The organism is Winogradskyella rapida, assembly GCF_042675845.1.
Classification (GTDB): domain Bacteria; phylum Bacteroidota; class Bacteroidia; order Flavobacteriales; family Flavobacteriaceae; genus Winogradskyella; species Winogradskyella rapida.
The window spans coordinates 1,064,545-1,080,280 of record NZ_JBHTKM010000063.1 but is presented as its reverse complement, the minus strand read 5'-3'; the positions used below and the strand labels follow the sequence as shown (position 1 = coordinate 1,080,280).

Annotated in this window: 10 protein-coding genes and 1 tRNA gene; 5 read left to right on the top strand and 6 right to left on the bottom strand. The window is 38.0% G+C overall.

The annotated features are described in order from the left end of the window. Positions 1 to 822, top strand: an 822-nt coding sequence (locus tag ACFQ13_RS12045) for a T9SS type B sorting domain-containing protein (RefSeq protein ID WP_386117646.1), incomplete at its 5' end; no start/stop codon positions are given. 354 nt (positions 823 to 1,176) lie between these two features. Here the strand turns inward: ACFQ13_RS12045 and ACFQ13_RS12040 are convergent. Continuing rightward, entirely contained in the window at positions 1,177 to 2,697 is a 1,521-nt protein-coding gene (locus ACFQ13_RS12040; protein ID WP_386117644.1) for an OmpP1/FadL family transporter, read from the bottom strand. A gap of 33 nt (positions 2,698 to 2,730) precedes the next feature. Continuing rightward, positions 2,731 to 3,744 carry a hypothetical protein gene (locus ACFQ13_RS12035; RefSeq protein ID WP_386117642.1) on the bottom strand — a complete coding sequence of 338 codons (1,014 nt, stop codon included), beginning with the start codon at positions 3,742 to 3,744 and terminating at the stop codon, positions 2,731 to 2,733. A gap of 101 nt (positions 3,745 to 3,845) precedes the next feature. On the opposite strand from ACFQ13_RS12035, the gene proS reads away from it, so the two are divergent. The 4 genes from proS (at position 3,846) to era (ending at position 6,828) form a co-directional block, all read left to right on the top strand. Continuing rightward, complete coding sequence (gene proS / locus ACFQ13_RS12030; protein ID WP_386117639.1) at positions 3,846 to 5,324, top strand: proline--tRNA ligase; 1,479 nt, start codon at positions 3,846 to 3,848, stop codon at positions 5,322 to 5,324. 109 nt (positions 5,325 to 5,433) lie between these two features. Then, positions 5,434 to 5,505: transfer RNA gene (locus ACFQ13_RS12025), tRNA-Glu, on the top strand. A gap of 25 nt (positions 5,506 to 5,530) precedes the next feature. Beyond that, a complete protein-coding gene (gene rpsT / locus ACFQ13_RS12020; RefSeq protein WP_386117637.1) occupies positions 5,531 to 5,782 on the top strand; it encodes a 30S ribosomal protein S20 in 252 nt (83 codons plus the stop codon). Between the two features lie 164 nt (positions 5,783 to 5,946). Beyond that, the gene (gene era, locus ACFQ13_RS12015) at positions 5,947 to 6,828 is read left to right on the top strand and encodes a GTPase Era (RefSeq protein ID WP_386117634.1); all 882 of its coding nucleotides are present in this window, start codon (positions 5,947 to 5,949) and stop codon (positions 6,826 to 6,828) included. Here the strand turns inward: era and ACFQ13_RS12010 are convergent. The 4 genes from ACFQ13_RS12010 to ACFQ13_RS11995 are packed head-to-tail and all read right to left on the bottom strand — an operon-like array spanning position 6,819 to position 15,377. Beyond that, positions 6,819 to 7,319 carry a GTP-binding protein gene (locus ACFQ13_RS12010; RefSeq protein ID WP_386117632.1) on the bottom strand — a complete coding sequence of 167 codons (501 nt, stop codon included), beginning with the start codon at positions 7,317 to 7,319 and terminating at the stop codon, positions 6,819 to 6,821. The genes era and ACFQ13_RS12010 overlap by 10 nt on opposite strands. Before the next feature lie 9 nt (positions 7,320 to 7,328). After that, on the bottom strand, positions 7,329 to 9,212 hold the full coding sequence (locus ACFQ13_RS12005; protein WP_386117630.1) for an OmpA family protein: 1,884 nt from the start codon (positions 9,210 to 9,212) through the stop codon (positions 7,329 to 7,331). 10 nt (positions 9,213 to 9,222) lie between these two features. Continuing rightward, a complete protein-coding gene (locus ACFQ13_RS12000) occupies positions 9,223 to 10,161 on the bottom strand; it encodes a PorP/SprF family type IX secretion system membrane protein (RefSeq protein WP_386117627.1) in 939 nt (312 codons plus the stop codon). Positions 10,162 to 10,166: 5 nt separating this feature from the next. Beyond that, positions 10,167 to 15,377, bottom strand: a complete 5,211-nt coding sequence (locus tag ACFQ13_RS11995) for a T9SS type B sorting domain-containing protein (protein ID WP_386117625.1) — start codon at positions 15,375 to 15,377, stop codon at positions 10,167 to 10,169. Positions 15,378 to 15,736 lie beyond the last annotated feature (359 nt).

Sequence of the window (15,736 nt, the reverse complement as noted above, 5' to 3'; positions counted from 1 at the left end):
CCAGATGCCACAACAGGAAATGATACCTCTATATGTTATGCGGTAGCCGAGTTAACCTTAGATGTTAATCCACTACCAGAATTAATTTTAGACGATCGTTATGTGTTATGTATTGATACGAATGGCACAGAGATCTTAGATCCTTTAGTTATAGACACCTATTTAACAGCAGCAGATTACAGTTTTGAATGGTATTTTAACGGTGTTATCATCCCAGGAGAAACCGGACCAAGCTATATGCCGTTAGAGGAAGGAACGTACCGTGTAGATGTAACAGATATCAGTACTTCAACACAGACAAACTGTTTTAATAGTGCAAGTACAGAGGTTATAGAAAGTGCACCACCAAGTGTAACGATCGAGTTGTTAACCCAAGCTTTTGCAGATAATCACGTTTTAGAAGCAACAGCTATAGGGATTGGAGTTTACGAATACAGTTTAGATGGCGGACCATGGCAAGATAGCGGAGTGTTTAATAATGTGTCTTCTGGAGATCATGAGATTACCGCCCGCGATAGAAACGGATGTGGATTAGCAAGCACCTCGAAGTTTATAATCGATTACCCGCTGTATTTTACGCCTAACGGTGATGGTAATAATGAAACTTGGAACATTGAAGGTGTTGGAAGTAATGCAAAAATTTATATATTTGACCGGTACGGGAAATTATTAAAACAACTAAGTTCCGACGGCAATGGTTGGGATGGAACCTTTAATGGAGAAGCAATGCCAAGCGATGGCTACTGGTTTACAATAGAGTACGATGAACCAAGTACCGGACAACGCAAAGAATTTAAAGCACATTTTACCTTGAAACGATAAGGAGAATTACAAATAGTTATAAAGCCTGAACATTACTAATGTTCAGGCTTTTTTTTGTTTAAGAAGTAACCCTATTATCTAAATAGAACTCACGTATATATAGGAGTACTCTAAGGGAATCGGCATCCTTGTAAGGAGTTTCTTATAATTTAGCATCTTGTACTTAAGTTAGAGATAACGGTTTTCTCAATATAGAGTTAATCTGGTTTTGTGGAAGTATTAGGTTAACCCCTATTAGGATTGCTAGTGTGATACCTTACAAGAATGCGCAGTATTATATTTGTGTAACGGTGCGGTATAAAAAAAGACCTAAAGCATGGCCTTAGGTCTTTTATATATGTTGTAAAATTTAATCTAGAGATTAAATCCTAATGTCAAAATAAAATCAGAATTTTTAGACGCAATTTGAGCTGCATCCGTTAGTCCTGTGCTATAGAGTTGATAATTGTAATCGCGTTCCGATTGGCTAAAGGCAATATCTAAATTAAAATTGCCAAAATTATATCCAAGTCCTAAAGAGTAGCCATCAAGATCGCCATAGAAATTGTCATTTTTATAAGGGCTTTCTTCAAAATGATATCCGGCTCTAAAACTTAATGCTCCATAACGGTATTCGCCACCTAAATTATATGAAACAGAAGAATCTAAGGTATTGTTAATTTCTGTATTTAAGCTAGAAAATAGAACGTCGGAACTAGGTTTAAATTTAGCATTGCTATAATCTTTAACGGCGTAATCAAAACTGATTAAACCTGTTTTTCCAAAAACATAAGCTAAACTCCCTGTGACTTTGCCTGGTGTTTGTAATTTATATTCTTCGTAGATATTCACAATATTAGGACTAACTACTTGATTAAAACTAGCGCCTTCTTCAACACGCGTGGTTGCAAGATATTGCGTTGTTTCATCAGAAATTCTATACCAAGTAGGGGAGTTGTAAGCTAAACCAACTCTAAAGGCTTCTGTGATCTTAGCGATACCACCAAGTTGAAATGAAAAGCCACTTCCTGTAGTTAATAAATTGTTTTCAAAATTCACCTGACGTACCGATGCACTCGTATTAGAATTAGACTCACTTAAGAATGTAGAACGTTCGTAATTGATAAAATGCGAATTCAGATTTAAACCTAAAAACACTCTATTATTATAGCTTGTAGCAAAGTTAAATCCTAGCTTACCGTTATAACCACTACTGGCATACATATAGCGTTGGTTATAATCACCACCACTGATGTTAGATTCGTAAGCCGTATTGTTATCGGTATCTTCAACGGGGTCAATAATATACCCTTCGTATCCTAAGAAAGCTTGTTGATTACGGGTTCCGAAGATAGATCCTATTTCAGCATAAGCATCAGTAAAAGATTCTCCTGGAAAGGCTGAAATTTCGTCAAGCCTTAAACCTTGCGCATTGTTTAAAAAGAAATCTCCAATAGTTTGGTCGGGATTAACCCCTTGTGCTACCCAATCGTTATCATAGTCCGCTGAACGGTCATAAGCAAAACCTAAAGAGAATTTTTTCCAACCCGAATCCGGATTTGTATTTTTAAATACAAAGGCTGCACCGAGTTGATTAAGATCAAGATTAGTATCCGATGAAGAAGTAAGACCATTATAATAGCCTACATCTTGTTGTTTGCTAAAAGCACCAAGCGAAACAGAAGCCTTACTTGAGGTAAATACGGCAGAACTTGCAGGGTTAATATTAATACTTGATAAATCTCCACCAAGAGCACCAAAAGCACCACTCATTGCTCTGAAGCGAGCTGTACCTTGGATATTATCCATAGAATAGCGCACGGCATCCGTAACATCCTGGGCTACAATATAGGACGTGCTTATTAAGCCTATGCCTAGCATAAGTAACTTTTTCATAATCTGTGTTTTATAAGTTGTAACGTAAGTTGTTTATCCTCTACCGCGTCTGCTGCTACTGCTGCTAGAAGAACTTCCACTGCTAGAACGAGAACTTGAACTTGAAGATCGCGCTGTACTAGAAGATCGTGAACTGCTAGACCTAGAAGTTGCACTTGAAGACCTTGTAGGTGTTGTAGATCGTGTTGTTGTACGTGTCGTTGAAGAACTCCTTACACTTCGCGTTGGTCGTGTTACCGTACTGCTTCTAGAGGATCTTGTGGTATTTCTCGTAGAGTAATTGTTAGATCTTGTAGTTCGGTTATATCTATTAGTTGTAGATAAACGTCGCGTAGAATAATTATTTCTTGTAGATACCGCAGAACGACTGCTTCTACTAAGACTGTTGTTATAACTTCTGCTTAGGGTCGTATTATAAAGTAAAGAGTTTCGTCTTGTATTATTAAAAGCATATCTAGAATTTCTAGGGAATCTGTTGTTCCATCCATAATAGCCATGGCCATAACCATAACTCCAAGGCTGATAGAATCCGTAGCCGTAATAGCCCGTATATCCCCAGTTATAATTCCAACCGTAACCATAATTATAACGCCAAGGTCTGTACCAACCGTAAGAGCCAAAAGCAAATCCAGAATAGAACCATGGGTCATTATAACCATACCAACCATTATCTACATAGTTAATGGTTACGGTACTATTGGTTTGTCCCCAACCGGCATAGGCGGTTTCTTGTTCCAGGGTATCTGTAGGCTGTTCTGTATAATCGCTTTCGTAAGAATCGATGTCCGTGAAAATTTCAGACTCCTCTTGTATAGCATCAACTTCGGCAGAATTTTCTGCAAAGTAATTTTTATAGTAGTTAGAATCGTTAGTCGATGTCGTGATAACCTCTTGTTCGGCAGTAGCTTCGTAGTTGGTATCATCACCATAAATTCCATCGCTGTCATATCCTGTGTATTGGAAGGAACCACAAGACGTTAACACGAACGTTAATCCGAGTACAACAAAAAATGGCAATTTCTGAGTTAGTAAATTTTTAAATTGCATATCTCTTTTATTTTATTGTTGAACATAGCAAAAATAGTTAGTTTTGCTGTATTATTTAATACATTTAACATAAGCACAATATCTGTGCCAAAACACATAAAATGAGCAAGAACCTTACGAGTAGAACTGAAGATTATTCAAAATGGTATAACGAATTGGTGGTGAAAGCCGATTTAGCAGAAAATTCTGCCGTTAGAGGTTGTATGGTGATCAAACCTTATGGCTATGCTATTTGGGAAAAAATGCAAGCGGAATTAGACAGAATGTTTAAGGAAACCGGGCATGAGAACGCGTACTTCCCATTATTTGTTCCTAAGAGTTTATTTGAAGCCGAAGAAAAGAATGCAGAAGGTTTTGCTAAAGAGTGTGCTGTAGTGACACATTATCGTTTACAGAATGATCCGGATAATGAAGGTAAGCTTAGAGTAGATCCAGAAGCAAAGCTAGAAGAAGAGTTAGTTGTAAGACCTACAAGTGAAGCTATTATTTGGAATACATATAAAGGATGGATTCAAAGTTATAGAGACCTTCCTATAATGATTAACCAATGGGCTAATGTAGTGCGTTGGGAAATGCGTACCCGTTTATTTTTACGTACAGCCGAATTTTTATGGCAAGAAGGGCATACGGCACATGCAACAAAAGCGGAAGCCTTAGTAGAGGCAGAACAAATGAATGACGTTTACGCTACGTTTGCAGAGAACTTTATGGCTATACCAGTAGTAAAAGGTGTTAAAACCGAAAGCGAACGTTTCGCAGGAGCTGTCGAAACCTATTGTATAGAAGCATTGATGCAAGATGGAAAAGCATTGCAAGCCGGAACCTCGCATTTCCTTGGGCAGAATTTCGCCAAAGCCTTTGATGTGAAGTTTACAAATAATGAAGGTAAGCAAGATCATGTATGGGCAACCTCTTGGGGGGTCTCTACGCGATTAATGGGCGCTTTAATTATGACACATAGTGATGATAAAGGTTTAGTACTCCCTCCAAACTTAGCACCGTCGCAAGTGGTCATAGTTCCTATCTTTAAAACAGATGAACAATTTGAAGCTATTACAGCCAAAACGGAAGCCATTATAAAAGAATTACGAGCCTTAGGGGTAAGTTGTAAGTTTGATAAGCGTACAACGCATAGACCAGGCGCTAAGTTTGCCCAACACGAATTACAAGGGGTACCGTTGCGTATTGCTATTGGACCAAAAGATTTAGAGAATAATACTGTAGAGTTAGCGCGACGTGATACTTTAACTAAAGAAGTGGTTTCCTTAGATGGATTAGCTCCTAAGGTTAAAGAACTCTTAGAAGTGATCCAAGACGAATTATTTGCAAAAGCTTTAAAGTTTAGAGATACGCATATTACTAAAGTGGACGATTTTGAAACTTTCAAAAAAGTTTTAGAAACAAAAACAGGATTTATTTCAGCGCACTGGGACGGAACTGCAGAGACCGAACAAAAGATCAAAGAACTGACCAAAGCCACCATCAGATGCATTCCTATGGACAATACGCAGGAGGAAGGGGTATGTGTTTTTAGTGGTCAACCGTCTACCCAAAGAGTGCTTTTTGCCAAGGCTTATTAATTTTTTTTAAAAAAAAATGAAATAATAGTTGGAGAAGTAAAAAAGAGTTGTATATTTGCACCCGCAATGGCAACGTTGCTGGTTCATTTAAATATTAAAACAACCAAATGGCCCGTTCGTCTATCGGCTAGGACGCATGGTTTTCATCCATGTAAGAGGGGTTCGATTCCCCTACGGGCTACAATTTTTAATAAGAAAGAAAAATAATGGCAAATCATAAGTCAGCTTTAAAAAGAATAAGAAGTAACGAAAAGAGACGTGTACTTAATAAGTATCAGCACAAGACGACTCGTAATGCTATAAAGAAATTACGTGAGACTACAGATGCTAAGGAAGCGCAAGCATTATTGCCTTCTGTGATAAGTATGTTAGATAAGTTAGCTAAGAAGAATGTAATTCATTCTAACAAAGCAAGTAACTTAAAATCAAAGTTAACTAAACATGTAGCAGCAATATAATTGTAGTTACTTTCAAAATAATTAAAAGTCTTTCTTAACGGAAAGACTTTTTTTGTTTTTAATCTGAGGTAGACCTCCGTAAAATGACTATCTTACTGTAGTTATAATAAATATAAAGGGATCATTATTTTTAATCTTATCTTTATACTCTAAATTAAAATAGAATGCACAAAGCAGGTTTTGTAAATATTATAGGTAATCCTAACGTGGGTAAATCAACGTTAATGAATGCTTTTATTGGTGAAAAATTATCCATTATTACCTCTAAGGCCCAAACCACAAGACACCGAATCTTAGGAATTGTCAATGGGGAAGACTTTCAGATGATTTTAAGTGATACGCCAGGGATTATAAAACCGGCTTATGAACTGCAAGCGTCTATGATGGATTTTGTAAAATCTGCTTTTGAAGATGCCGATGTTTTAATTTATATGGTTGAAATTGGAGAAAAGGAATTAAAAGATGACGCCTTTTTTAAAAAAATCACCAATTCTAAAATTCCTGTATTGTTATTATTGAATAAAATCGATAATTCTAATCAAGAACAATTAGAAGAACAAGCACAATTATGGCAAGTAAAAGTGCCAAATGCGGAGTTTTTTCCTATTTCAGCCTTAGAAGGTTTTAATGTTCAGAATGTATTTAATAGAATTATTGAACTTTTACCAGCATCTCCTGCATTTTATCCTAAAGATCAGTTAACCGATAAGCCTGAACGTTTTTTTGTTAACGAAGCTATTAGAGAAAAAATCTTATTACACTACAAAAAAGAAATTCCATATGCAGTAGAAGTAGATACTGAAGAATTTTTTGAAGAAGAGGAGATTATAAGAATGCGTTCTGTAATTATGGTAGAACGCGAAACGCAAAAAGGAATCATCATTGGCCATAAAGGCTCTGCATTAAAACGTGTAGGTATGGAAGCACGTAAAGATTTAGAGAAGTTTTTTGGTAAGCAGGTGCACCTAGAATTGTATGTGAAGGTCAATAAAAACTGGAGAAGTAATCAAACGCAATTGAGACGTTTTGGTTACAATCAAAAGTAAGCTTTAAGCTGATTTTCCATAAACGTATATAAGCGTTGCATTTCGGCTTGGCCTTTGTGCCGACCTAATCGTCCTAAAATGTAAAGCAGTATCCAAACGATTACCATTAGAACCACTAAAGATAGGGGTAAAGTATAAGCTTTGCCTAAAGAAGCATTGGTATAAGCCCAAAGGCTACATCCAATCCCAAATGCGGCAACAATAAAGTGAAGAAACATAAATAAGGTCCAAACAGTTGGACTAGGCCCAAATAAACCACGTATTGTGGCTTTATTTGGGCTTTCTGTTGTAATTTCTAAATGCAGTTGTGGACTCCAAAAATGTTGATCGCGCTTAGGGAATCGTATAAATACATGATCGTCTACTCTAGAGATTATAAATTCTGATTCTTCCTTTTTTAAAGATTCAAAACATGCTAATAAGGTTTCGTTATCTTCAGCGATTTCAAGCTTGAATCGCGGTCTTAGATGCGGATCATTAGCAGATTTCATAGACGAGCATTAACGTAAAATTAAAAATTCACAACGCCTGTTAATAGAGTATTCGGTTTCTGTACAGTTATCGCCACAAGGTACTAAAGGTTGTGATTCTCCATAACCTTTGGATCTTAATCGCTCTCTTGAAATACCATTTTCTACTAGATACTCTAACGTGGCACGGGCTCTTTTCTTAGAAAGTTCTAAGTTAAATTCATATCCGGCTCTGGAGTCCGTATGGGCACCGAGTTGAATTTCCATTCTAGGATATTTTTTCAATAGGGCTACAAGAACATCTAAGGTTTTTGCCGCTTGAGGCTTAATATCCCATTTGGCAAAATCGAAATAAATATTCTCTAATTCAATATAGGTATTACCTTGCTCATCATCGGTAACTATTTCTTCAGCATCTTTATAAGATTCAATCTCTAATTGAATGTTGAACTCAATATTCCCTTTGTCGTTGGTATCAAAAAACTCGACCTGCGGAATGTATTTGGGTTTAAAGCCTTCTACAGAATATTGTTGATTGGGTTGCGTTGCTAATTTGTATCTTCCGTCATCACCAACCAATTGATCTCCAATTTTATTCCCATCAGCGTCAAATAAAGTTACCGTGGTGTTTGGAAGAATTTCTCCTGTTTTTTTGTCTGTGACTAAACCTTCAATATAATAGTTTCTATCATTCTTAACACGTTTAAAGGTGTAGATATCGTCTTGTCCAGATCGATTAGAGGAGATGTAACCCGTATGTGTAGAGTCTATCATTACAAAGGCAAAATCATCTTTTTCACTATTAATTGTTTCACCCAAATTAAGGGCTTCTAAGAAAACATTATCTTTTACATGGCTGGCAAAAAGATCTAAACCTCCTATACCATGTTTCCCATTAGAGGCAAAATATAAGGTGCTATCATTCGCCATAAATGGAAATTGTTCGCGTCGTTCTGTATTTACAGCTTCACCAAGATTAATAGGTTGCCCAAAAGAATGATCTGCAAACAGGTCTACATAAAAGATATCGAAAACGCCTAAACTGCCCGGCATATCACTAGCAAAATATAATTTATCTTCTTCTTTATTAAGAGTCGGGTGCATTGTAGAGTACGTTTCACTCGCAAAAGACACGGGTTCTGCTTTGCTCCATTCGCCATCAATAAGTTCTGATCTAAAGATGCTTACAACGGCAATTTTGGTATCTTCAACATCTACACGTTTTTTTAGATTTCTTGAGAAATACATCATGCTGCCGTCTTTGGTAAATACTGCATTACTTTCGTGCTGCTTCTCTAGATTTATTTTTTTATTTAAAGGTTGAATACTATCTAGGGTAATAGGGTCATTTTTAGAAACCGTAGCTTCATAAAGATCTAAATAAGGTTTTCCATCCCAATTATAATTGGGGTTTTCAATATTTTTAGTTGAAGCGAAAACAATTTTATCACCATATAATCCCACTCCGAAACTAGAACCTCCCACGTCTTCAGTAATATTTTCTAAAGTGTAAGTATAAGGGACTATACGTTTTAAAAGGGCTTTAAATTCTATGGTGTTAATGGAGTCGTTTAAATGTGTAGATGAAATTAAATCGGCTTCTTTATAATGCTTTGTACCCTTTAAAACTTCAAAATACTTAAAATAGAAGGCGTCGCTTAAGGACGACGAATCTTTTAAATTATAGACCTGTTTGTAGGCTTCGTAAGCTTTGGTGTATTCAGAATTAAAATAATAACAATCTCCTAATTTTTCTAAGTTTTCTGGTGTTTTTGGGAGTTGTGCAAAAATCTCAGCGGCGTCTATATAAGCCCTGTTTTCGTATAACAATGCTGCTTTTCGGGCCGATTGAGCGAAACCAAACGTACTGCTGATTATGGCAATTATTAAAATATAAAGATTAAAATTTTTCATACGTTTTCAATTAGAAAAATCGTGGTGATTTATCGTAGCCTTTCCCTAACTTGTTAATGTTAAATAATAAAAATACTTCGTGAGATCCTGAATTAAAACGGCCTAGGTTATTTAAAGTATGATCATAAGCGTAACCGACTCTTATACTCGGTGAGATGACGAAATTAGCTAAGGCAGATACAGAATCATCGTATCTGTAGCCTAAACCAAATTCCAACTGATCGTACATTAAAACATTTGCAGTTATATCTACGCTTAATGGGGCGTGATTAACGTATTTAGTCATAAAGGCAGGCTTCAGTTTAAAATCGTCATTAATTGTAAATACATAACCTCCCGTAAAAAAGAGGTGTATATTTTCTGAAGCTTCAGACACTACACCACTATCATCTTGTAGGTGTTTAGACTGTAATAAATTTGGCGCGGAAAGTCCAAGATAATAGTCCTCGGTAAAATAATAAAGTCCAGCTCCAACATTAGGAAAGGTTTTATTTATGTTTTCAGCAAACGTGGGATCGGGGAGTGGATCTGAATAGACAAAACCATCAAAATTAGTGCTGTAAAAAGTGGCACCTGCTTTAATTCCGAAAGATAATTTTGACGTTTCGCCCATAGGAAGCACATAGGCAATATCGGCATAGGCACTGGTTTGTTTAACCACATCTCCAATTTCATCATGAACAATAGACAAGCCACCTTCTAGACGATTATTAAGTTTAGTGTGCCCAAACAATGTCGCTGTTTTTGGAGCCCCAACAGCACCAACCCATTGCGATCGGTATAAGACCCCTAAGTTAATAGCCATGTCATCTGCCGTAGCATACGCTGGATTAATAACACTCATATTATACATATATTGAGTGAATTGTGGATCTTGTTGCGCATGGGTAGATAAGCCTAAAAATAGGGTTAGGATTACAATGCTATAAATTCGTATGTTGCTTATCATTAAAATTATCTATTTAAATAGACTCTTCCTTGTTTAGGTTCACGTTGTCCATCATTAAATTCTATGAGATAAAAATAAACGCCGGCCGGTAAAACCTCGTTATTATTTTTACCTGTACCATCCCATTTAGGCGTATTAATATCACCTTCATAGAGGATATTACCATATCTATTATAAATGCTGAGTTTAAAATTAGGATATAAAACATCTAAGTTTAAAATATCGAAAACCGGATTAATAGCATCGCCATTTGGAGAAAATCCATCAGGGATTAAAAGGGTTTGCTCGCAAGTGGTAAAGTTTACAGGAACAGCTAAACGATCAATGCTTTCACAGCCATAAATAGATTGGTAGCTTGCGTAATAAACCGTTTCATCTTCTAATATATCTGAATCACTTAAAAGGTTTCCTTCCGTTAAAGCGTCATACCATATAATAATGCTATCCTCAAGCGGAAGAATATTATCTGATACATCTGATAAGGTTAAGCTATCTTCTACACAGTATTCTACAGCTGTATCAATAAGTTCTGGAGTTGGTAATTCTTCCACATCAATCTTCAAGGTTATAGAATCATCTACAATAGAACTACAGGTGGCGCCAATATTGTATAAATGTGAAATCGTAAGAATCGTTACACCAGATACCGCAAAATAACTTTGTGGAATAACGAAGGTGGCATTCCCATCAATTACGGTAATCGTAATGGTATTTATCGCTGTATTCGAAATGCTGAGCTTGTAAACTAAGGTGTAGTCTCCGTCAGGGAGTTGATTGGCTCCGGTGATATTAATAATAGCATCATCGACTTCATAACAGATAAACTGCTCATCCATATCTATAGATAAACCTGTAGCATCCGGGGCGTCTTCTACTGTTACGGTTACGGTAGAAGAACTTGTGGTATTACATTCTGAAGAGGTAAGGGTGTAGGTGTAAACTCCCGCACTATCAATATTTGGGTCAAATTCTCCTGTACCACTGCTTAAAGTCGGGCTCCACACGCCGCCTTCATCTGGAGTACCTTCTAAGGCATCAAATAAATTAACAACACTAGTGTCTCCTGTACATAATATAAGGTTGCTGTCTTCTCCAGCCTGAGGTGTTTGTAAGACCGTTACTTCAATTTCTGCGACGTCATCTGGACAAATTCCATTGCTGCTAGAAATCGTATACGTGTAAATTCCTGCGGTATCAAGGCTAGGATCAAAGATACCTGTACCACTTGCTAATTCTGGAGACCAAGTTCCACCAACGTTTGGCGTACCTCCTAAACTATCAAATAAATCTACTGGAGCGGCCGTATTACAAAGTTCAATGCTTCCATCGATCCCTGCATCATTACTACCGTATAATGAAACGGTTACACTAGCAGTATTTGTGCCACAAGAATTACTCACAGTATACGTATAAACCCCTTCCGGATCAACATTGGGATCAAAAATTCCAGAATCACTTGCCAGTGCAGGAGACCAGGTTCCTCCTGTTTCTGGTGTTCCCGATAAGCTATTGAAAAGGTCAATAAGTTCTGTGGCATTACATAGGTTTAAAGTGCCATCCATTCCTGCATTCGCTGCAGATAATACGGTAACTGTTACCTCGGCAGTTGCATCAGGGCAGCTAGCGTTAGCACTAGAAACGGTATAGGTATAAACACCTCCTGCATCAATACTTGGATCAAAAATTCCCGTACCACTAGCTAATTCTGGAGACCAAGTTCCGCCAACATTAGGTGTGCCTCCTAAAGAATCAAATAAGTTAATTGGAGCCTCTGTACTACAAAGTTCAATAGTACCATCGGTACCCGCATCGTTAGTATCGGATAAGGATACTGTAACCTGAGATGAAGATGTACCACAACTATTGCTCACGGTATAGGTGTAAATACCTTCAGGATCTAAGGTAGGATCAAAAATTCCTGTACCACTAGTAAGGCTAGGGGACCAAGTTCCTCCGGTTTCGGGCGTTCCCGATAGGCTATCGAATAAATCTTGAAGTTCCGTTGTGCCACATAAATTTAAAGTGCCATCTGTACCTGAATCAGGAGCGGCTAAAACATTAACGGTTACTTCTGCAGTTGCTTCAGGACAGGTGGTATTTGCGCTAGAAACGGTGTAGGTATAAACTCCCGAGGCATCAAGGCTCGGATCAAAAATCCCCGTACCACTTGTTAATTCTGGGGTCCAAGTTCCACCAACATCAGGAGTACCTCCTAAAGCATCAAATAAGTCAATCGGAGTTGCTGTACTACAAAGTTCAACGCTGCCATCGGTACCGGCATCATTAGTCGCCGATAAAGAAACATTAACGCTGGCCGAAGATGTCCCACAAGTGTTGCTCACGGTATAAGTATATACGCCTTCTGCATCTATATTAGGATCAAAAACACCTGTACCACTGGCTAGGGCTGGTGCCCAAGTTCCTCCCGCATCGGGTGTTCCTGAAAGGCTATTGAATAAATCTTGAGGGTCCGTGGTGTTACATAAATTTAATGTGCCATCATTTCCTGCATTCGGATCAGGTAAAAGCGCTACTAAAACGGTCGCCGTATCATCTGGACAAAGACTTGCACTATTAGATACAGTGTAGGTATATACCCCTGGGTTGTCTAAATTCGGATTAAAAACACCGGTACCACTCGCTAAAGTTGGGGTCCAAGTTCCTCCTGTGTCAGGCGATTCGGTAAGGCTGTCAAAAAGATCAAAAGTATTTGTTTCCGAACTACAGAATTCAACAATACCATTCATACCCGCATTATTGGCTTCAATAGTGGTTACGGAAACCACAGCAGAACTGTCACCGCAGACCGAACTTACAGTGTATGTATAATCACCATCCGCATCAATATTAGGGTCAAAGGTTCCTGTTCCGCTTGAAAGCGTTGGCGTCCATACTCCTCCAGGTTCTGGAGTTCCATTTAAACTATCAAATAAATCGGTGGTATTAACGAGGCTACATAAAATTATAGACCCATCTTCACCAGCATTAGGTGGTGAAATAATTTCAACCGTTACTTCAGCAGAATTATCTAAACAAGGTCCTGATCCTGAAATCGCATACGTGTAGGTCCCTTCAGCATCCACTAAAGGATCAAAAATACCAGTTCCACTTGCTAAAGCTGGGGACCAAGTTCCTCCGGTTTGTGGATTTCCATTAAGACTATCGAAGAGGTTAATTGTGCCATTATTTGAACATGCTGTTACCGAACCATCGGTACCTGCACTTAAATAAGGCGTGAACATCATATTTACTGTTGCTGTCGCATCTGCACATGGACCTGATCCAGGAACGGTATAGGTATAGCTAAGACCAGTATCAATTTCAGGATCAAAAATATCGGTACCACTCGCTAGTGCAGGAGACCAAAATCCACCTGCTTCAGGCGTACCGTTAAGAATTTCAAATAGATTTATAGGACCGTTATTACTACAAAGGTCAATTTCAGTATCCTGACCTGCATTAGGTGCTGGGACTAAAACGACATTAACTTCAGCGCTAATATTTTCACACGGTGGAGTGCCTTCAACGGTATACGTGTAGGTTCCGAAAGCATCTACGGAAGGATTAAAAACTCCCGTGCCACTCGCTAGCGCAGGGCTCCATGTACCATTAGTATCAGGGTTACCACCAAGGCTATCAAATAAATCTACAGCTGTATTATCATTACTACAAATTTCTAAAGTACTGTTAGCGCCTGCTATAGGAAGCGCATTAACACTAATAGTTACTGTGGCGGTTTCATTAGGACAAGGGTAATTGCCTATAATTTCGTAAGTATAAACACCAGGAGCATCTAGTAATGGATCAAAAACACCAGTACCACTATTTAGAGCTGGAGACCATGAACCACCAGGACTCGGTGTTCCTTGAAGGCTATTAAACAAATCTACTGTACCAATATTGTCGCAAATCACTAAAGATCCATCTTCACCTGCATTTTCATAAGGGGTTACAGCAACATCAATAGTGGCTGTTGCATTGGCGCATGGGCCAGCACCACTAACGGTATAGGTGTAAATGCCTTGAGCATCTACGGAAGGATCAAATAGTCCTGTTCCACTAGATAATGTAGGCGACCATGTACCTCCTTCTTCTGGAGTACCTTCTAAGCTTAGAAATAAATCGATAGCGTCGCTATTACTACAAATTTCAATGGCGGCACTTTCTCCAGCGCTTGGCGCTTGAATAAAATTAACGGTCACCGTCGCTTGATCCTCAGGGCAAATAGCATTTTCTGAGTTTACCGCATAGGTATAATCACCAGGCGGATCGATGCTAGGATCAAAAATACCTGAACCACTATTTAAAGTTGGAGACCAAGTTCCTCCAGAATCTGGAGTACCTCCAAGTTGGTCAAATAGATTTACGGTGCTGTTATCGGTATTACAGATTTCATATATACTGTCCACACCTGCATTTGGAGCATCGTCTACAATCGCTACAACCGCTAATCTTCCGGTGCTTTCACACGGTGGGTCTACCGTAGTGGCATAATAGGTTTGGCCATTGACCAAGGGTGTTGAGGGTGGTAAAATTAAGGCTGAGTATAAAGAAATGTACCAATTGTTTGTTCCTGAAGCGACTAAATCCCCAATTGTAGGGGTTTCTGTAGCTGTGGCACAAAACTGCTGCACCATATCGCCTGTGGGAACCGGCGTATAACCGACTTTAACAAGCACTGATAACCTTGAGGTTCTACAACTGCCATCTGGGCTAGCCTGATCGGCATAGTAGATGGTATCATCCATTAAAATATCATTATCATTTAAGGGAGTGCCTCCTGTGGAAGATAAATACCATTGCACATCATTTCCAACTGCATCTAAACTACTAACGGTTGCCAATGTGGTATCATCTAAACAAACGCCTTGAAAATTATCTCCAATTGGAGGGCCGTAAATGTTAACATCTACACGGACTCTCGAGCTACACGTACCTGAATTATTATCCGCGTAATAATCTTCGCCATTTATTAAGCCTTCAGAATAAGAAAGCGGAGTGGTAGAGGTTGCACTTTCATACCAAACGACGCCATCGCCTGTATCGGTAGCTTGTAAATCTCCTACCAGTAAAGATTCTACATCACAGAAAGATTGAATAGTATCATCAACAGTAGGGCATTGTGCATATATACTATTGAAATCCATACTTATGGATAAGAGAAGAAACGCTATAAGTATAGGGTGACTTTTAAAACTGTACTTGTCGGCCTTCATTAAGAATATTTATAATAATTACTTTTTATTGAAATCGGTGCCATGGATTAAGAACAGCAAGTTCAAAAAAATTAAACAATCATCTTGTTAAGTTGAAAGATTGAGGGGAAAACAAATATATAGAAATAGCCTTTAGATCGCAAAAATATAGCCCTTCAGTTTAAGAGAAATTTAAGAGCTTAATTCTAGATATAATTAATTGATTAACAAGTAGTTGCAATTATTTGAACTGAAATAAGAATGTCAATCGTCGAAATTTTATGTATTTTATGGAGGATTTTTACCTCTAAGAAGGCGTGTTTAGGGTCTGAAAATACGGACGTTTATAGTTTTATTTTTCTACCAATTCTATGGTAAAT